General features: G+C 66.3%; 13 protein-coding genes. 5 read left to right on the top strand and 8 right to left on the bottom strand.

What is annotated here, in order from left to right:
* Window position 1: 1 nt before the first annotated feature.
* Both DIR46_RS18515 and DIR46_RS18510 read right to left on the bottom strand, forming a co-directional pair.
* Complete coding sequence (locus tag DIR46_RS18515) at window positions 2-313, bottom strand: cell division protein ZapA (RefSeq protein ID WP_109346553.1); 312 nt, start codon at window positions 311-313, stop codon at window positions 2-4.
* Window positions 310-600 (bottom strand): hypothetical protein, encoded by a 291-nt coding sequence (locus DIR46_RS18510; RefSeq protein WP_109346552.1) that lies wholly within the window; start codon window positions 598-600, stop codon window positions 310-312. The genes DIR46_RS18515 and DIR46_RS18510 overlap by 4 nt, the downstream gene beginning before the upstream one ends.
* Window positions 601-989: 389 nt before the next feature.
* On the opposite strand from DIR46_RS18510, the gene groES reads away from it, so the two are divergent.
* Both groES and groL read left to right on the top strand, forming a co-directional pair.
* Entirely contained in the window at window positions 990-1,280 is a 291-nt protein-coding gene (groES, locus tag DIR46_RS18505) for a co-chaperone GroES (protein WP_109346551.1), read from the top strand.
* 41 nt (window positions 1,281-1,321) lie between these two features.
* Window positions 1,322-2,968: a chaperonin GroEL gene (gene groL / locus DIR46_RS18500; RefSeq protein ID WP_109346550.1), complete on the top strand. Its 1,647-nt coding sequence runs from the start codon at window positions 1,322-1,324 to the stop codon at window positions 2,966-2,968.
* 126 nt (window positions 2,969-3,094) lie between these two features.
* Here groL and DIR46_RS18495 read toward each other — a convergent pair whose 3' ends face one another.
* The gene (locus tag DIR46_RS18495) at window positions 3,095-4,360 is read right to left on the bottom strand and encodes a PEP-CTERM sorting domain-containing protein (RefSeq protein ID WP_109346549.1); all 1,266 of its coding nucleotides are present in this window, start codon (window positions 4,358-4,360) and stop codon (window positions 3,095-3,097) included.
* A gap of 253 nt (window positions 4,361-4,613) precedes the next feature.
* Here DIR46_RS18495 and DIR46_RS18490 point away from each other — a divergent pair, with 253 nt between their 5' ends.
* Window positions 4,614-5,084 carry a hypothetical protein gene (locus tag DIR46_RS18490; RefSeq protein ID WP_109346548.1) on the top strand — a complete coding sequence of 157 codons (471 nt, stop codon included), beginning with the start codon at window positions 4,614-4,616 and terminating at the stop codon, window positions 5,082-5,084.
* Between the two features lie 30 nt (window positions 5,085-5,114).
* Here DIR46_RS18490 and DIR46_RS18485 read toward each other — a convergent pair whose 3' ends face one another.
* Together DIR46_RS18485 and DIR46_RS18480 are read right to left on the bottom strand one after the other, a co-directional pair.
* The gene (locus tag DIR46_RS18485; RefSeq protein WP_109346547.1) at window positions 5,115-6,980 is read right to left on the bottom strand and encodes a glucokinase; all 1,866 of its coding nucleotides are present in this window, start codon (window positions 6,978-6,980) and stop codon (window positions 5,115-5,117) included.
* On the bottom strand, window positions 6,980-8,620 hold the full coding sequence (locus DIR46_RS18480; protein WP_109346546.1) for an alpha-glucosidase family protein: 1,641 nt from the start codon (window positions 8,618-8,620) through the stop codon (window positions 6,980-6,982). The genes DIR46_RS18485 and DIR46_RS18480 overlap by 1 nt, the downstream gene beginning before the upstream one ends.
* Window positions 8,621-8,877: 257 nt before the next feature.
* Here DIR46_RS18480 and DIR46_RS18475 point away from each other — a divergent pair, with 257 nt between their 5' ends.
* Window positions 8,878-10,458 (top strand): POT-type proton-dependent oligopeptide transporter, encoded by a 1,581-nt coding sequence (locus tag DIR46_RS18475; protein ID WP_229446305.1) that lies wholly within the window; start codon window positions 8,878-8,880, stop codon window positions 10,456-10,458.
* Between the two features lie 106 nt (window positions 10,459-10,564).
* Window positions 10,565-13,282, top strand: a complete 2,718-nt coding sequence (locus DIR46_RS18470) for an alpha-1,6-glucosidase domain-containing protein (protein ID WP_109346544.1) — start codon at window positions 10,565-10,567, stop codon at window positions 13,280-13,282.
* Between the two features lie 44 nt (window positions 13,283-13,326).
* Here DIR46_RS18470 and DIR46_RS18465 read toward each other — a convergent pair whose 3' ends face one another.
* The 3 genes from DIR46_RS18465 to DIR46_RS18455 form a co-directional block, all read right to left on the bottom strand.
* Window positions 13,327-15,159: a sensor domain-containing diguanylate cyclase gene (locus tag DIR46_RS18465; protein ID WP_109346543.1), complete on the bottom strand. Its 1,833-nt coding sequence runs from the start codon at window positions 15,157-15,159 to the stop codon at window positions 13,327-13,329.
* Between the two features lie 288 nt (window positions 15,160-15,447).
* Window positions 15,448-16,563: a glycerophosphodiester phosphodiesterase gene (locus tag DIR46_RS18460; RefSeq protein ID WP_109346542.1), complete on the bottom strand. Its 1,116-nt coding sequence runs from the start codon at window positions 16,561-16,563 to the stop codon at window positions 15,448-15,450.
* A gap of 66 nt (window positions 16,564-16,629) precedes the next feature.
* Entirely contained in the window at window positions 16,630-18,495 is a 1,866-nt protein-coding gene (locus tag DIR46_RS18455; protein WP_109346541.1) for a glucokinase, read from the bottom strand.
* Window positions 18,496-18,525: the final 30 nt, after the last annotated feature.

Raw genomic sequence — 18,525 nt, 5'->3', positions numbered from 1 at the left:
GTCAGAAAAGATTTTCCTGGGGTGCCAGCGCCTTGTCGAGCACGGTATGCATCGCTTCCAGCTTTTGCTTGACCTCGAGGATCGACATGTCCGACAGCGGCCCCTGTGGCGACTTCACCGACAGGAATTCCGCGGCCACGCTCAGCGCGGCCATGACGGCGATGCGGTCGGTGCCCCGCACCTTGCCCGAATCGCGCAGCTGGCACATCTTGCCGTCGAGGTAGGCTACGGCCTCGCGCAGCGTGCGCTCTTCGCCGTCGCGGCAGGCCAGGCGGTAGGGCTGGCCCATGATGGTGACGTCGAGATGGATCATCGTGCTGCCTCACTATTGCCTGGTGCGCCGCTCGCCGCGCCGGCCGAATCGCCGGCGGCCTCGTCTTGCCCGCCCTCTTCGCCTTCCTCGGCCGGTGGCTTGGGCAAGCCGTCGAGCAGGGCCTCGACCCGGCGCTGGGCCTCGACCAGGCGCTCCTTGAACGCCAGGTTCTCGGCGCTGAGCAGGGTATTGGCCTGGCGCAGCAAATAGTTCTCGGCGCGCAGCGACTGGGTCAGCTGGGCGAGCCGGTCGATTTTGTCTGAGAGGTCTTGGAATTCGGAAATCATCCGACACTATAGGATCGAGATGGATTTTCCGTCAACCGAATCACGCTGCGGTGCGACGAAGCAGGTCCCGGCGGCCCTGCCGCGATGGCCTGGCGTGCGGCAGGAAAGCGCCAGGCAGTGTACGCTGCCCGCCTCTTGTCTGTTCTGTATGTGTCGGCAAGAGATGCCAAAAACACATTGCGCTAGCGTTGGTTGGTTTGCGTTTGCTCAGACGCACAAAACTATTTAGCGATCTTGCCGCTTGAAATGGCAAATTATCGTCCCTATAATTAGCACTCGTTAGTAGAGAGTGCTAACAACTCTTTGCAGACCGCCCCGGTGCTTGATACCCAGGCCGCGGCGGTGTCAAAAAAACGCTAGTTAAACCACTGAATATTAAGGAGTTTTGCATGAACCTTCGTCCTCTGCACGATCGCGTAATCGTCAAGCGCCTCGACCAGGAAACCAAGACTGCGTCTGGCCTGATCATCCCTGATGCCGCGGCAGAGAAGCCAGACCAAGGCGAAGTCCTCGCCGTCGGTAACGGCAAAGTGCAAGACAACGGCCAGGTTCGCCCGCTGGAAGTCAAAGTCGGCGACCGCGTGCTGTTCGGTAAGTACTCCGGCCAGGCCGTCAAGGTCAATGGCGAAGAACTGCTCGTGATGCGCGAAGAAGACATCATGGCCGTCGTCCAGCAGTAATTCCCTGACCCCATTCACGAAAACATTCGGAGAAATAACAAATGGCAGCTAAAGAAGTAGTGTTCGGCGACGCAGCGCGCGCCAAGATGGTCGAAGGCGTCAATGTCCTGGCCAACGCAGTCAAGGTCACCCTGGGCCCGAAAGGCCGCAACGTCGTGCTCGAGCGCTCGTTCGGCGCCCCGACCGTCACCAAGGATGGTGTCTCGGTCGCAAAAGAAATCGAACTGAAAGACAAGCTCCAGAACATGGGCGCGCAGATGGTCAAGGAAGTCGCTTCCAAGACCAGCGACAACGCCGGTGACGGCACCACCACCGCGACCGTGCTGGCACAAGCCATCGTGCGCGAAGGCATGAAGTTCGTTGCCGCCGGCATGAACCCGATGGACCTGAAGCGCGGCATCGACAAGGCCGTCGCAGCGACCGTCGAAGAACTGAAGAAGATCGCCAAGCCAACCACCACCTCGAAAGAAATCGCGCAAGTCGGCGCGATCTCGGCCAACTCGGAAACCTCGATCGGCGAGCGCATCGCTGAAGCGATGGAAAAAGTGGGCAAGGAAGGCGTCATCACCGTGGAAGACGGCAAGTCGCTGAACGACGAGCTGGACATCGTGGAAGGCATGCAGTTCGACCGCGGCTACCTGTCGCCGTACTTCATCAACAACCCGGACAAGCAAGTCGCCGTCCACGAGCAGCCGTTCATCCTGCTGTGCGACAAGAAGATCTCGAACATCCGTGACCTGCTGCCGGTGCTGGAGCAAGTCGCCAAGGCCGGCCGTCCGCTGGTCATCATCGCCGAAGACATCGAAGGCGAAGCGCTGGCGACCCTGGTCGTCAACAACATCCGTGGCATCCTGAAGACCGTCGCCGTCAAGGCCCCTGGCTTCGGCGACCGCCGCAAGGCCATGCTGGAAGACATCGCCATCCTGACCGGCGGCCAGGTCATCGCCGAAGAAGTCGGCCTGACCCTGGAAAAGGTCACCCTGGCGGAACTGGGCCAGGCTTCGCGCATCGAAGTCGGCAAGGAAAACACCATCATCATCGACGGCGCCGGCCAGGCTGAATCGATCGAAGGCCGCGTCAAGCAGATCCGCGCCCAGATCGAAGAAGCGACCTCGGACTACGACCGCGAAAAACTGCAAGAGCGCGTGGCCAAGCTGGCCGGTGGCGTTGCCGTGATCCGCGTCGGTGCAGCCACCGAAGTCGAGATGAAAGAGAAGAAGGCACGTGTCGAAGACGCGCTGCACGCAACCCGTGCTGCCGTCGAAGAAGGCATCGTGCCAGGCGGCGGCGTGGCCCTGCTGCGCGCCCGCGCTACCCTGGACGTCAAGGGCGACAATCCTGACCAGGACGCCGGCATCAAGATCGTCCTGCGCGCCATGGAAGAGCCACTGCGCATGATCGTCCAGAACGCTGGCGACGAGCCATCGGTCGTGGTCGCAGCCGTCCTGGCCGGCACCGGCAACTACGGCTACAACGCCGCCAACGGCACCTATGGCGACATGGTCGAAATGGGCGTGCTGGATCCAGCCAAGGTCACCCGTTCGGCCCTGCAAAATGCAGCGTCGATCGCCGGCCTGATGCTGACCACCGACTGCATGGTCTCGGAAGTCGTCGAAGACAAGCCAGCCGGCGGCATGGGCGGCATGGGTGGCATGGGCGGCATGGGCGGCATGGACGGCATGATGTAATTCATCCGGTCGCCTGGCGCGCCGCGGCAACGCCGGCGCGCCAGTCCTCCACGACAAAAAGCCCGCGAGGTTCACGCCTCGCGGGCTTTTTGCCGTGCAGCGCACCGGAAAACCGGGTGTGGTGAATCAGCTCCTGGCGGCCGGTCTCTTGCGGCGCAGCCACAGCATGGCCGCGAAGGCCACGCCGCCCAGCCATAGGGAACCTGGCTCCGGCACTTCGACCGGATCGTTCGGCTCGACGTCGGTGTCGTCCGGAGGGCCACCTGGCGTGCCGGGAATGCCGGGAATGCCGGGAATGCCGGGATTCCCCGGAGTGCCCGGAGTACCAGGCGTACCAGGCGTATCGGGGCCGTTCGGCGTGCCCGGCACGCCCGGCGTGGCTGGCAGCTCCGGATTGGGTCCCGGGCCGGGATCGGGGTTCGGGACGGTGCCGGTGTCCGGCGTCGGATTGGACGGGGTTGAGGCGCCGGGCAGGCTGCCGCCAGGACTGTCGCCGCTGCCGGTATTGCCATTGCCGGCGCCGCCCGGCGTCGGGGTGCTGCCGCCAGGCGTCCCGGTCGAAGGCGTCGTCGCACCATCGCCGCTGCCGCCGCCCAGCGTGCCGCCGTTCGACACGCCGGATCCATACCTTGCGGGCGCGCTGCCCATGAGGCTGGACAGGCGCGGCTGCGCGGCCGGAGCGGCGCCCGCCAGCAGGCCGGCGCCGTTCGGGAACACCTCGGTATGATAGCGCTGTCCCGCGGAGGGATCGTCGTCGAGCCCCTCGATGCCGGCCGCCACGGCCATCAACCCGCCGCCATCCTCGGCGACGAAGGAATCGAGTTCCGACTCGGTCGGCCCATGGGCTTCGACCGGATACATCGGCACGTCGGAAATCCGGTTTGCGCAGCGCGCCCGCATCTCGTTCCTGCCGTCCGTGAACAAGGTTTCTCCAGGCGCCAGCATGAGTTTCTTGCTGGTCCAGTAGACCTGGTTTCCCTTGCGGTACGACACGTAGACGGCGCGCGGCGCGGTGACGGTGACAGCGCGCGCGTTGGCGACGTCGAAGTCCGCATAGTGCGCCGCCACCACGCGATCGGTCCTGATGACGCGCGCCAGCTCATGCCTGTCCGCCACGCCGCCCGGGATGATCGAAAACGGGTAGATGCGACGTGCGGCGCCCTGCCCGGCGGGCGCGGACGCGACCGGCGTTGCGACCGCGGCGGGATTGGCGCCGAAGTGCGTGACCTCGCCGCCCTGGCGGTCGAGATTCGGCCAATCGATGTCCAGCGGCGGCGCAAGCACGCCCGCCACGCCGACGGCGACGCCGAGTACGGCGAGGGCGACCAGCCGCTTCTCGCGTTGCGACGATTTTTCGAGACGGTGGGCGTAGGTGGCGCGGCGGCGGTCCATACAATGCTTCAGGTAGGAGTGATCCTACAGCGTAGCATTATTTCTATGAATAAATTTGCTTTCTGAAGTGAAAAAGTTGATTTCGTGGCGTAAACACCGAATTACTTTCTGTGTGGAAATATTGAATCACAGGGATGCTGGCCCACCCGACAACATCAGTTTCTGGCCGGAATTAGCCGACGCTGGATGCCGGCTGTGTTGCCGCTAAAACACCCATGGTTTACCATGACCACCTGCCTTCATGAGACCCGCCATGTCCACACGCACCGCATCTTCTCCCCCCTTGCGCCTGACCATCGCCGCACTGATGCTGTGCTGCGCCGTTGCCGGCTGCAAGCGCGCCGGGCGGGAAGCACCATTGACGCCCGCGCCCGCCGAGCCCACGGTCCAGGCGCCCGCGCACACGAAGCAGGACGCGATGACTTCGCTGCTGGCGCTGCCGGAACTGCAGGCCTGGTCGCGCCAGATCGAACAGCGCAGCCAGGGCAAGGCGCACGGCGCCGTGATCGAAGACGATCCGGTCCCGCGCGAAGTCAACGGCAAGAAGTATTACCAGCTGAGTTTCGTCGAGAACCGCGCCGAGAATGCGCACCGCCGCGAGAGCTTCCTGGTGGCCCAGGACGGCAGCGAGATCCTGGTCGACGACACCGATTCGGACACCCTGCTCAGCCTCCAGGAATGGCGTCGCACCATCGAGCGCGTGGACCTCAAGAGCGCCAACTGACGGCGCCCCGCCGGCGATGCCGGCGAATCGTCAGCTGTCCAGGTGCGAGATGAGCAGCCGGCGCGGATCCTTCCCCGCCTCCGGCCCATGCTGGCCGTCGACCGAAATCCCCACCGCCATGATGTCGATCAGCAGCAGCTGCAGGATGCGCGAGATCATCGACAGGAAGCTGGTGCTGTCCTCGCTGTGATCGACCGCCAGGCACACGCTGGCCTTGCGCGCCAGCGGCGACTGGCTGTTGCTGATGGCGATCACGTCGGCGCCGGCGGCGCGTGCGATGTCCACCGCCTGCAGCAGCTCCGGCAAGCCGCCCGAATTCGATACCGCGATCACCACGTCGCCCGGCCCCAGCAGCCCCGCTGCCAGGGTGAACAGGTGGGCGTCGCCATACAGCGCGGTCGGGATCCTGAAACGGAAGAATTTGTGCTGCCCGTCCAGCGCCACCGCGCGCGAGTTGCCCAGCGCGTAGAACTCGACGCGGCGCGCGCGGCTCACCAGTTCGATCGCGCGATCGAGCGAGCGCACGTCGAGCTGATCGCGGAAACGCAGGATCGCCGACACCGTGTTGTCGATCACCTTGGCCGACAGGTCGTGGGTGCTGTCGCTCATGCGCACCTGGCTGTGGCGCACGGGGATCGCGCCGGTCAGGCTGCTCGCGAACTTGAGCTTGAATTCGGCCAGGCCCTGGAAGCCCAGCGAGCGACAGAAGCGGATCACGGTCGGCTGGCTCACGTCGGCCAGGCGCGCGATCTCGGCGATCGGCTCGTTCAGCACCGTGCGCGGATGCTCGAGCACGAGCGTGGCCACGCGCGCCTCGGCCGGCGACAGTTCCTCGCGCAGCTGCCCGATGCGTTCCATCAGCGTGTTGGCGCCGCTGCGGCCGCGCAGGTGCTCGGCCAGGATGGTCGCCACGCCATGGAAGGCGGGGTTCGGCGTGGTGATCACATAGGTCGGGATGTCCGCCAGGTAGTCCGAAAAACGCCCCTTCGCCTCGAACCGCGTGCGGAACGGCGAGCGCGCGAACCATTCGCCGAGACGCGGCACGATGCCGCCGCCGATGAAGATGCCGCCGAAAGCGCCCAGGGTCACCGCCAGGTTGGCGGCGGCGCCGCCCAGCATGCCGCAGAAGCATTCGAGCGTTTCCAGGCACAGCGGATCGTCGGACTCGAGCGCGCCGGACACGATGGCGGCCGCGCTGCGCGCCACGGCGTCGACGCCGTTGCGGTCGGCCAGCGCGCGGTAGATGACTTCCATGCCGGGGCCCGAGATCAGTCGCTCGTTCGACACGTGCGGCCACTCGCGCCAGGCGTATTGCAGGATCGCGAACTCGCGCTCGTCGGCCGGCGCGAAGTTGACGTGGCCGCCCTCGCTGCCCAGGGTGACGAAGCCGTCCGCGGTCGGGATCCCGCCCGACACGCCCAGGCCGGTGCCCGGTCCCAGCACGCCGATGACGGCGCCCGGCACGGGCGTACCCGGACCCACCTGCATCAGGTCCTCTTTGGCGAAGCCCGGCAGCGCGGTGGCCAGCGCGGTGAAATCGTTGACGATCAGGAGGGTCGACAGGCCCAGCTCGCGCCGCACCGCATCGGTGGAGAACTCCCAGGCGCGGTTGGTCATGCGCACGTAGTCGCCATTGATCGGGTTGGCGACCGCGAACGCGCCGTGGTTCAGCCGCACATTCTCAGGGGCCGCATGATCGCGCAGGTAATGGCGCAGCAGCGGGACGATGCCCTCGAAGTCGTCGCAGCGCAGCACCTGGACCGAGCGGAACACGCCCGGCGCGGTCTGCAACGCGAAGCGCGCATGGGTCGCGCCGATGTCGGCCAGCAGGCGCGGTCCGTCGGCGAACGCCGTGCGCGCGAACTTTTCAGGCTCCTGCCCCTGCTGGGTATCCATCAACCCTCCGCGCGGACCAGGCCGAACCAGGCGCCGTACGGCGGCAGGGTCACGCGGCCGCGCTGGGCTTCGCCGGCCAGGCCCGCGACGGCCATGTGGTCGGCGCCTTCGGTCGCCGGCCAGTCGAACGTCACTTCCGCGGTCGACAGGTTGAACGCCGCCAGCACGCTGCGCTCGCCCTCCAGGTCGCGGCGCAGGGCCAGCACCGGTTCCGGCGCGTCGATGAAGGCGATCTCGCCGCGCGTCAGCTGCGGCATGGTGCGGCGCAGGGCGATGAAGCGGCGCTGGAAGTTCAGCATCGAATCGGGGTCCTTGTCCTGCAGGTCGACCGCGGCGGCGGCGTGCGAAGGCTCAACCGGCAGCCAGGGCGTGCCCGCGGTGAAGCCGGCATGCGGCGCGCCGGCCTGCCATGGCATCGGGGTGCGACAGCCGTCGCGGCCCTTGAACTCGGGCCAGAAGGTGATGCCGTACGGGTCTTGCAGCAGTTCGAACGGGACGTCGGCTTCGTGCAGCGCCAGCTCGTCGCCCTGGTACAGGCAGGGCGTGCCCTTGAGCGAAAGCTGCATCGCCAGCACCATCCTGGCGAAACCGGCGGTGGCTTGCGGGCCGCCCCAGCGCGTCATCACGCGGATCGCGTCGTGGTTGCCGACCGACCAGGAGGCCCAGCCTTCCTCCACGCGCCGTTCGAAGTCTTCCACCTGCGCGCGGATATGGGCGGCCGTGAACACCGGCGTCAGGAAGTTGAAGCTGTAGGCCATGTGCAGCTTGTTCCCGCCCGCCATGTACTCGTTCATCTGGGCCAGCGCGTCGTCCGAGCTGATCTCGCCGATCGAGACCGCGCCGAATTCGTCCAGCTGGGCGCGCAGCTGCTCCAGGAAGGCGATGTTCTCGGGCTGGGTCTTGTCGTAGATGTGGGCCTGCATCCCGTACGGGTTCACGTCGGTCACGGTCGAGGTGTCGCGCACCAGCGCCGGCGGATTGCTGCGCAGCTGGCGGTCGTGGAAGTGGAACACGCAGGCGTCCAGGCGCACGCCGTCGACGCCGCGCTCGAGCCAGAAGCGCTGGGCCGCCAGGTGGGCCCTCTGCACCTCCGGATTATGGAAGTTCAGCTGCGGCTGGCTCACCAGGAAGTTGTGCATGTAGTACTGCTTGCGGCGCGTATCCCATTGCCAGGCCGAGCCGCCGAACACCGACAGCCAGTTGTTCGGCGGGTTGCCGTCCGGGAGCGGATCGGCCCAGACATACCAGTCCGATTTCGGATTGTCGCGGCTGGAACGGCTTTCCACGAACCAGGGGTGGCTGTCGGCGGTGTGCGACATCACCTGGTCGATCATGATCTTCAGGCCCAGGCCATGGGCCTTGGCGACCAGGCGGTCGAAGTCGGCCAGGTTGCCGAACATCGGGTCGACGTCGCAGTAATCGGCGATGTCGTAGCCGAAATCGCGCATCGGCGACTTGAAGAACGGCGACAGCCAGACGATGTCCACGCCCAGGCTCGCGATGTAGTCGAGCTTCTCGGTGATGCCGGCCAGGTCGCCGATGCCGTCGCCGTTCGTATCGAGGAAGCTGCGCGGATAAACCTGGTAGATGATGGCGTCGCGCCACCAGTTCGGATTCGTCGTGGTCGGGATCTGGGTCATGGCTGGTCCGTGGTTTGGAATTCTAGGCAATATACAGGACGCAACAAAACTTGACAATTCCGGAAGTTTTCCGAAAATTCGCAATTTATCGTTACAATTCAACGACTTGAAACATCGAAAACGTTTCCAGCGCCGCCATCGCCGTAACTAAACTACGTCGATATGTTTCTCGTTTGTTTCACAACAATATTTTTATTGCAAAGAGATACCCCCTCGTCATAGCATCGCGTCTGTTTGACATTTCAAGGAAGCGGTCGATGACTGATCTAGCAAAACCAGGTTCCGGGCGAATGCCGCGGCAGATTCCCTACATCATTGCCAATGAAGGCTGCGAGCGCTTCAGCTTCTACGGGATGCGCAACATCCTGACGCCCTTCCTGATCACGACGCTCCTGATGTTCCTGCCGGAAGACATGCGCACCGGCGAAGCCAAGCACGTGTTCCACACCTTCGTGATCGGCGTCTACTTCTTCCCGCTGCTGGGCGGCTGGCTGGCCGACCGCTACTTCGGCAAGTACAACACGGTGTTCTGGCTCAGCCTCGTATACTGCGCGGGCCACGCCTGCCTGGCCATCTTCGAGGACAACGTCAACGGCTTCTACTTCGGCCTGTTCCTGATCGCGCTCGGCTCGGGCGGCATCAAGCCGCTGGTGGCGTCCTTCGTCGGCGACCAGTTCGACCAGACCAACAAGGACAAGGCGAAGATCGTGTTCGACGCCTTCTACTGGATCATCAACTTCGGCTCCTTCTTCGCTTCGCTGCTGATGCCGCTGCTGCTGCGCGACTACGGTCCGGCCTGGGCCTTCGGCGTGCCCGGCATCCTGATGTTCATCGCCACCATGGTGTTCTGGAGCGGCAAGAAGAAATACGTGCACGTGCCGCCGTCGCCGCCGAACCCGCATTCGTTCATGCAGGTGGCGAAGACGGCCCTGCTGGCGCGCGAACCCGGCCAGGGCCGGCCCGGCCTGAACGTCGCCCTGATCGGCGCCGCGGGCGCCGTGGTCTCGCTGGCGATGTCGGTGCAATGGGGCTTCGTGATCGGCGCCTGCACCGCACTGGTGCTGCTGATGGCCTTCGGCGGCATCGGCGCCTCGATGCAGCTGGACCGCGCCCGCGGCCTGCATCCGCAAGAAGCCGTGGACGGCGTGCGCGCCGTGCTCCGCATCCTGATCGTGTTCGCGCTGGTGACGCCGTTCTGGTCGCTGTTCGACCAGAAGGCCTCGACCTGGATCGTGCAGGCCAATGCCATGACCACGCAGGTCAGCATCTTCGGCTGGAGCTTCGACGTGATCCCTGCGCAGATGCAGGCACTCAATCCGCTGCTGGTGATGATCCTGATCCCGTTCAACAACTTCGCCCTGTTTCCGCTGCTGCGCAAGTTCGGCATCGAGCCGACGCCGCTGCGCCGCATGACGACAGGCATCGTGCTGTCGGCCGCCGCCTGGATCGTGGTGGGCAACCTGCAGGTCGCGCTCGACGCCGGCGACGCCGTCTCGATCGCCTGGCAGATCGCCCCGTATGCGCTGCTGACCCTGGGCGAGGTGCTGGTCTCGGCGACCGGCCTCGAATTCGCCTACAGCCAGGCCCCGGCCTCGATGAAGGGCGTGATCATGGCCTTGTGGTACCTGGCCGTCACCGTCGGCAACCTGTGGGTGCTGATCGTGAACGCGAGCGTCAAGAACGAGGCGGTCGAAGGGTATATCGCCAGCTCGGGCGTCGGCGTGATGGCGTTCCAGATGTACTTCTTCGCGGCCTTCGCGCTGCTGTCGGCGCTGGTGTTCGGCTGGTATGCGACGCGCTACAAGATGGTCGATCATTATCGCGGCAACGCGGCGTAATTTGCGGGATGGGCGGCTGCGCCGCCCATGCTCCCTCTTAACTCCCTCAATGCGGTGGTCCTGCACCGGCGCCTGAACGCGTCGGCGCAAGACCCGCCAACCCACCATGAACAAACTCCAACTTGCCCTCGTCGCGGCATCGCTGTCCTCGACCGCCTACGCTGCGGTTCCACTTGAAGCGTGCAATGGCGCCGGCTTCCAGGAAGTCCTGCAAGCCAACGTCGAGCAACTCGACGCGCGCGCCGTCTGGCTCGACAAGCGCCTGGTGCGCTGGCCCGGCGCCGCCGCCGACGGCGTCTATCGCCTGTACCACTCCCCTGCCGCATCGATCGTCGCCAAACCAGGCGGCAAGGTCGCCGGCGCCGCCGGCTCGCTGAAGCTGGACATCTCGCCCACCGCCGTCCCGCAGGCAGCGGCCGAGCGATTCAAATGGGTCGCCACCGGCCCGACCCTGCGCGTGGCGGACGGCGACCTGTCGCGCCTGCCCGCCCTGCACCGCGAACAGCTGGTGCTGGTGCAGGAAGACGCGCACGGCGCCGTTATCTCCGCCACCCGCATCCAGTCGGCCAGCGCGCTCGACGAGCTGTACGCCGCCGCCGAAGCCATCCCTGACCTCGGCGCCACGCCAACCGCCAAGAAGACGGAGTTCAAGCTGTGGGCGCCGACCGCGCGCCAGGTGGCGGTCTGCACCTATGACGGCCCGACGGCCAGGGCGAACGCCGTGCACGCGATGAAGCTCGACGAAAGGACCGGCGCCTGGTCGGCCAGCCTGCCGCGCGACCTGGCGGGCACCTATTACCGATACGCGGTCGACGTCGTCGTGCCCGGCGCCGGCCTGGTGCGCAACCTGGTCACCGATCCGTATTCGGTGAGCCTGAACGCGGATTCGAAGCGCAGCTACATCGCCGACCTCGATGCGCCGAACCTCAAGCCGCGCGGCTGGGACGACACCCGTGCGCCGGCCACGGTGCAGGCCCCGACCGACATGGTCATCTACGAGCTGCACGTGCGCGACTTCTCGCTGATCGACGAGACCGTGCCCGCGCCCAAGCGCGGCAAGTACACCGCCTTCTCCGAGACGAACTCGAACGGCATGAAGCACCTGCGCGCGCTGGCGAAGGCCGGCCTGACCGACGTGCACCTGCTGCCGGTGTACGACATCGGCAGCATCCCGGAAATCGGCTGCGCACTGCCGCAGCCGTCCGGCGCGCCGGATGGCGAAAGCCAGCAGGCGCTGATCGGCAAGACCGCGCACACCGACTGCTTCAACTGGGGCTACGACCCGCAGCATTTCAATGCGGTCGAGGGCAGCTATGCCAGCGACCCGCAGGATGGCGCGCGCCGCATCGTCGAGTTCCGCGAGATGGTGATGAACCTGCATAAGGCAGGGCTGCGGGTCGGCACGGACGTCGTCTACAACCACACCTTCATCGCCGGCCAGGAAGAAAAATCGATCCTCGACCGCGTGGTGCCGGGCTACTACCACCGCCTGGACGAGAAAGGCGGCATCGAGACCTCGACCTGCTGCTTCAACACGGCCACCGAGAACACGATGATGGCCAAGCTGATGATCGACTCGTCGGTGCTGTGGACCCGCCACTACAAGATCGATTCCTACCGTTTCGACCTGATGGGCCACCAGCCGCGCGCGGCGATGGAGCGCCTGCAGAAGGACGTGAACGAAGCCGCCGGCCGCCATGTGCAGCTGATCGGCGAGGGCTGGAATTTCGGGGAGGTAGCCGACGGCGCGCGCTTCGTGCAGGCCTCGCAGCTGTCGCTGAACGGCACCGGCATCGGCACCTTCAGCGACCGCGCGCGCGACGCCGTGCGCGGCGGCTCGCCTGGCGACTCGGGCGAGGCCGTCATCCGCCAGCAGGGCTATATCAATGGCCTGGTGTATGACCCGAACGCGCTGGGCGGCGCGGCCAGGCCCGCCGATCTGCTGCGTACGGCCGACATGATCCGCGTCGGCCTGGCCGGCTCGGTGCGCAGCTTCCCGATGCAGACCTTCGACGGCAAGGTGCGCCAACTGCAGGACATCGTCTACGGCGGCGGCCAGCCGGCCGGCTATGCGAGCCAGCCTTCCGAGGCGGTGAATTACGTCGAGAACCACGACAACCAGACCCTGTACGACATCAACGCGCTCAAGCTGCCGGTGGCGACCAGCGCAGCCGAACGCGCGCGGGTGCAGGTGCTGGGCATGGCGATCAATGCCTTCAGCCAGGGGGTGGCCTACTACCACGCCGGCATCGACGTGCTGCGCTCGAAATCGATGGACCGCAACAGCTTCAATTCGGGCGACTGGTTCAACCGTCTCGACTGGACCTACCAGGATAACTTCTTCGGCACCGGCCTGCCGCCCGCCGCCGACAATGCCAGGGACTGGCCGCTGTTCAAGCCGCTGCTGGCCAATGCCGCCTTGAAGCCGGCGCCCGCCGACATCGCGTTCGCGCGCGACGCCTTCCGCGACCTGCTGCGGATCCGCGCCAGCTCCACGCTGCTGCGCCTGCGCAGCACCGAGGACATCAATGCCCGCCTGCGTTTCTTCAACACCGGTCCGGAGCAGGTGCCGACCGTGCTGGCGGCCTGGATCGACGGCCAGGGCTATCCCGGCGCGAACTTCGCCGGCCTGGGCTACCTGGTGAACGTGGACAAGAAGGCGCACACCATCGACGCCATGCTCCTGCGCGGCAAGAAGCTGCGCCTGCATCCGGTGCATACCGCGACTGGCGCGGCGGACCAGCGCGCGCTCGAGGCGCGCTTCGACGGCGCCCGCGGCACCATTACCGTGCCGGCGCGTACCGCCGTGGTGTTCGTGGAGTAGAGTTGGCCGGGGCGCGCAGCCGGCTTCGCCGCCGACCCCAGGGGTCAGGCGGCGTCGAGCGCCAGCGCGTCAGCCAGCCTTGCGATGGCAAAGGTATTGCGGCCCATGCCCTTGGCCTCGTACAGCGCGCCGTCAGCCAGCTCGCTGATCGCCTGCGCCGTGACGCCCGGCGCGTCGGCCAGGCCGACGCCGATGGTGGCGCCCACGGGAATCGCATGGTTGCCGACCACAAACGGCGCTTCCATTGCCTGCATGATCTTCTTGGCCACCAGCTCGACGTCGCGCGGCGAGCCGACTTCGTCGAGCAGCACCGTGAATTCGTCGCCGGCCAGGCGCGCCACCAGGTCGGAGCTGCGCACCACGTTGCGCACGCGGCGCGCGAACTCCACCAGCACCATGTCGCCCACCGCATGGCCGTGGCTGTCGTTGATCTGCTTGAAATGGTCGATGTCCAGGTACAGCAGGGCAAAGGCGCGCTCGCGCTGCGGCGCGCGCTGCACCGCCGCCTGCAGCGCCAGCTCGAACTGGCGCCGGTTCGGGATGCCGGTCAGCGCGTCGGTGTGGGCCAGCGCGTGCAGGTTACGCTCGTGCATGCGCGCCGCGGTGGCGTCGGTGGTCAGGATGTAGACGCCGATCACCTTGCCATCGCGTAGATGCGGCAGGAAGGTCGTGTGCACGATGCGGATGTGCTTCTTGCGCACGATGTCGTGCTCGCACTGCGAAGCCTTGCCTTCCCAGGCATCCCTCAGCGCTTCCTGCTGCTGCGACCAGTATTCCTCGCCGAAGGCCTCGACCATGGTCTGGCCCACCACCTGATCGGACGCCTTGCCCAGCCAGGACTGGTGCACCGCGTTGGCGAAAACGTAACGGTGGTCCTGGTCGAGATGGGCGATCAGCACCGGCAGGTTGTCGGTGATGGTGCGCAGGCGCTCTTCGCTCTCGATCAAGCGGTCTTTCGAGGCCTTCAGTTCGGTGATGTCCTTCATCGCCACCACCGCGCCGAGGGTCTTGCCCTGGGCATTGCGCAGCGGCCGGCCGCTGGCCATCAGCGTATAGGGATCGCGTTTGCTCGGCGCGATCACCATCGCGCCGTCGCGCACCACCTCGCCCTTGAGCGCGCGCACCAGCGGCACCTCGTCCATCGTCAGCGGCGTGCGGCCGTCGGCGTGGTAGAGCGAGTAGTACTGCGACCATTCGCTTGGCGCGACCGCCTTCAGGTCGAGGCCATGGAAATCGCGCGCGGCGCGGTTGAACAGCGTCAGGCGGCCGTCGGCGTCGCAGGCGACCACGCCGACGTCGATCGATTCCAGCACCGCGTCCAGCAGCTCCTGCTTTTCTTCCAGCTGCTGGCGGATGCGCATGGACTCGGCCACGCGCTCTTCCAGCTCGGCGGTGCGGGCGGCGATGCGGGCTTCGAGTTCGGTGTTGAGCGACTTGAGCGCCTGCTCGGCGAGCATGCGCGCCATCACCGCCTTCATGTGATTCAGTTCGGTTTCGACCAGCACGGCCAGGTCCTCCAGCACCTGGCGCTCCTCGGCGCTGAAGCCGCGCGGGACGCGATCGATGATGCATAGCGTGCCCACCGCCTGGCCATCGCTGTAGACCGGCTGGCCGGCATAGAAGCGGACGTGCGGCTCTCCCGTCACCAGCGGATTGTCGGCGAAGCGCGGATCGCACGCCGCGTCTTCCACCACCAGCAGTTCGCGCGCCTGCACCGCATGGCTGCAGAACGAGATCGAGCGCGGCATCTCCTGCGCTTCGAGCCCGGCCCGCGACTTGAACCACTGGCGCTCGGCATCGACCAGCGACACCAGCGCGATCGGCACGCCGAAGGTCATCGCGGCAAGCCGGGTGTACCGGTCGAAGCGCGTTTCCATGGGCGTGTCGAGGATTTGAAGCGCGGCCAGCGCGGCAAGGCGGGCCTGTTCGTTGTGTGCGTAGGTGACGATGATGGTGCTCTTCCAAATACCGGTTCAGGGGCGGCGGGTCGAGGCCGGGACGATCGTGGAGCGCCGGGGATGGGGACGTCCATGGCCGAATCTTACATGGGGTTCCTAGTGGAAACTACTGTTTCCACTGCGAGCGTTGCGTGGCGTAGACGCTTTTACGCACGGCCCTGTCAAACGTCAATACGATCTGCTGTCAAAAGGAATTATCAAATGAAGCTAATGTTTCCTTAGTGCATCTATTGCAGCACGCCCGGTCGCCGGATCGTCGCTGAATACCGCGTCCACGCCCGCTTCGAGATAAGCGCGAATCTCTTCCGCCGCATCGCCGCGCTGGCTGGGCGAGGCGGCAGGCGCGGCGCGCAAGCCGGTCGGCAGGAAGGGATTCTCGGGCCGCATGGTCCACACGTGGACCGCCAGCCCGGCGCCGCGCGCATCCTGGACAAAGCGGGTCGGCATGCCCAGCGCGCCGGCCGCGTCGCGCGGGATGACGATGGTCTTGTACGGCGCCACCACATCGGCATAGCGCGCGATGGCGCGCAGTCCGTCCGGCGTGATCATGTCGGCATAGGTCAGGCCGCTGCCGTCCTCGATCGCATCGTGGGGCGCGCCGCTCGGACCGACCAGTTGCACCAGGCGGTAGCCGGCCATCGTGCGTAGTTCCTTCAGGTTGCCGGTTTCGAAAGACTGGATGAACACGGCCGCATCGCGACCGCGGTAGCCGTTCGCCTCCAGCAGGTCCACCAGGCGCCGCTCGAGCGGCAGGCCGATCGACTTGAAATAACTTGGGTGCTTCAGCTCCGGGACCAGGCCGATGGTCTTGTTGCGCGCATGGCTCTCGCTGTCGACCAGGTCGATGATTTCCTGCAGTGTCGGGATCGCGTTCTGGCCGTCGTATTTCACGTTGCCCGGCCGGTTGGCGGGAATACGCTCGCGGGCGCGCAGATGTTTGAGTTCGGCCAGGGTGAAGTCTTCGGTGAACCAGCCGCTGACCACGACGCCGTCGATGGCCTTGCTGGCCTTGCGGTGCGCGAATTGCGCCAGTTCAGCAACGTTGGTGGTGCCGGATATCTCGTTCTCGTGGCGCGCCACCAGCACGCCGTCGCGGGTCGCCACCAGGTCGGGCTCGATGCTGTCGGCGCCGTCCTCGATCGCCTTGCGGTAGGCGGCCAGCGTGTGCTCGGGACGCAGGGCCGATGCGCCGCGGTGGGCGATGACGCTGGGCGAAGTGGGCCAGGCCGGGCCCGGATTCTTCAGGTCGTGGCTGGCGCAGCCGGCCGCCAGCAGCGCGACGAATACGCAGCCGAGGATGCGCGGGGATGGTGGGTGCCACATGGGCTGTCTCCAGTTGCCTGACTTGTCCGCATTGTCACGGCGCGCCGTGACAATGCCATGACAGAGTTAGATATCCAGGTGCGAGATCAGCAGCCGGCGCTGCTCGATGTCGTTCTGGCTACCCTGGCTGCCCTCCCCTTGCGCCCCAAGCGAGATCCCGACCGACATGATGTCGATCAGCAGCAGCTGCAGGATGCGCGAGATCATCGACAGGAAGGTGGTGCTGTCCTCGCTGTGGTCGACCGCCAGGCACACGCTGGCCTTCTTCGCCAGCGGCGACTTGCTGCTGGTGATGGCGATGACGTCGGCGCCTTGCGCGCGCGCGGTGTCGACCGCCTCCAGCAGGTCGGGCAGCTGGCCGCCGGTGGAGATCGCGATCACCAGGTCGCCCGGTCCCAGCAGGCCGGCGGCCAGGTTCAGCAGGTGCGAATCGCCATACAGCGCGGCCGGGATGCGGAAGCGAAAGAACTTGTGCTGGCCGTCCAGCGCCACCGCGCGCGAATTGCCCATCGCGTAGAACTCGACCCGGCGCGCGCGCCGCAGCAGCTCGATCGCGCGGTCGATCGCATGCACGTCGAGCGCGTCGCGGAACTTCAGGATCGCCGACACCGTGTTGTCGATCACCTTCGCCGACAGGTCGTGGGTGCTGTCGGTGACGCGCACCTGGCTGTGGCGCACCGGGATGGTGCCGGTCAGGCTGCCGGCGAATTTCAGCTTGAACTCGGCCAGGCCCTGGAAGCCCAGCGAACGGCAGAAGCGGATCACGGTCGGCTGGCTCACATCGGCCAGGCGCGCGATCTCGGCGATCGGTTCGGACAGCACCTTGCGCGGATGGTCGACCACCAGGCTCGCCACGCGCTGCTCGGCCGGCGACAGTTCGTGGCGCAGTTGCTGCACGCGGTCCATCAGCGTGTTGGCGCCGCTGCGGCCGCGCAGGTGCTCGGACAGGATCGCGGAGACGCCGTACAGGGCCGGGTTCGGCGTCATGATGACGAAGGTCGGGATCTGGGCGATGTAGTCGGTGAAGCGGCCCTTGGCCTCGAAGCGGGTCCGGAACGGAGAACCGGCGAACCACTCGCCCATGCGCGGCACGATGCCGCCGCCGATGAAGATGCCGCCGAAGGCGCCCAGGGTCACCGCCAGGTTGGCGGCGGCGCTGCCCAGCATGCCGGCGAACGTTTCCAGCACCTCCAGGCACAGGGCGTCGCCGCCGTCGAGCGCGCCGCCCATGATGTCCGCGGTGCTGCGCGCTGGCGCCTCCACACCGTTCCTTTGCGCCAGCGCGCGGTAGATCAGTTCGATGCCCGGTCCCGAGATCAGGCGCTCGTTCGAAACGTGCTTCCATTCGCGCCAGGCATATTGCAGGATCGCGAATTCGCGCTCGTCGCTCGGCGCGAAATTGACGTGGCCGCCCTCGCTGCCCAGGGTCACGAAGCCGTCGATGGTCGGGATCACGCCCGACACGCCCAGGCCCGTGCCGGGACCGAGCACGCCCGACACCGCATGCGTCTGCGCCTGCCCGCCGCCCACCTGCAGCAAGTCCTTCGGCTGGAAGCCGGGCAGCGCCATCGCCAGCGCGGTGAAGTCGTTCACGATCAGGAGTGTCGACAGTCCCAGCGCGCGGCGCACCTCGTCGGTCGAGAACTGCCAGTCGCGATTGGTCATGCGGATGAAATCGCCGCTGATCGGATTGGCCAGCGCGAAGGCCGCGTGGCTGATGCGCTGGTTGGGATGCTCGGCCAGGTAGGCGTGCAGCAGCGGGACGATGCCGTCGTAGTCGTCGCAGCGCAGCACGGTGACCTGGGAGAGGACCCCGGGCGCGGTCTCGAGACCGAAACGCGCATGGGTCGCGCCGATGTCTGCCAGCAGGCGCGGGCCGTCGGCGAAGGCGGCGCGCGCGGGTTTCAGTTTGGTGTCTGGGTCAACGGTCATCGTGCAAGGATACCATTGAACGAATTACAA

The organism is Massilia oculi (assembly GCF_003143515.1).
Classification (GTDB): domain Bacteria; phylum Pseudomonadota; class Gammaproteobacteria; order Burkholderiales; family Burkholderiaceae_D; genus Telluria; species Telluria oculi.
The sequence above is the reverse complement of the archived record's forward strand: the minus strand, read 5'-3'. Positions and strand labels throughout refer to the sequence as shown.

Excerpts from the sequence above, each read along its gene's own strand:
- DIR46_RS18515 (WP_109346553.1), bottom strand. The coding sequence starts at position 313 with ATGATCCATCTCGACGTCACCATCATGGGCCAGCCCTACCGCCTGGCC.
- DIR46_RS18510 (WP_109346552.1), bottom strand. The coding sequence starts at position 600 with ATGATTTCCGAATTCCAAGACCTCTCAGACAAAATCGACCGGCTCGCC.
- groES (WP_109346551.1), top strand. The coding sequence starts at position 990 with ATGAACCTTCGTCCTCTGCACGATCGCGTAATCGTCAAGCGCCTCGAC.
- groL (WP_109346550.1), top strand. The coding sequence starts at position 1,322 with ATGGCAGCTAAAGAAGTAGTGTTCGGCGACGCAGCGCGCGCCAAGATG.
- DIR46_RS18495 (WP_109346549.1), bottom strand. The coding sequence starts at position 4,360 with ATGGACCGCCGCCGCGCCACCTACGCCCACCGTCTCGAAAAATCGTCG.
- DIR46_RS18490 (WP_109346548.1), top strand. The coding sequence starts at position 4,614 with ATGTCCACACGCACCGCATCTTCTCCCCCCTTGCGCCTGACCATCGCC.
- DIR46_RS18485 (WP_109346547.1), bottom strand. The coding sequence starts at position 6,980 with ATGGATACCCAGCAGGGGCAGGAGCCTGAAAAGTTCGCGCGCACGGCG.
- DIR46_RS18480 (WP_109346546.1), bottom strand. The coding sequence starts at position 8,620 with ATGACCCAGATCCCGACCACGACGAATCCGAACTGGTGGCGCGACGCC.
- DIR46_RS18475 (WP_229446305.1), top strand. The coding sequence starts at position 8,878 with ATGACTGATCTAGCAAAACCAGGTTCCGGGCGAATGCCGCGGCAGATT.
- DIR46_RS18470 (WP_109346544.1), top strand. The coding sequence starts at position 10,565 with ATGAACAAACTCCAACTTGCCCTCGTCGCGGCATCGCTGTCCTCGACC.
- DIR46_RS18465 (WP_109346543.1), bottom strand. The coding sequence starts at position 15,159 with ATGGAAACGCGCTTCGACCGGTACACCCGGCTTGCCGCGATGACCTTC.
- DIR46_RS18460 (WP_109346542.1), bottom strand. The coding sequence starts at position 16,563 with ATGTGGCACCCACCATCCCCGCGCATCCTCGGCTGCGTATTCGTCGCG.
- DIR46_RS18455 (WP_109346541.1), bottom strand. The coding sequence starts at position 18,495 with ATGACCGTTGACCCAGACACCAAACTGAAACCCGCGCGCGCCGCCTTC.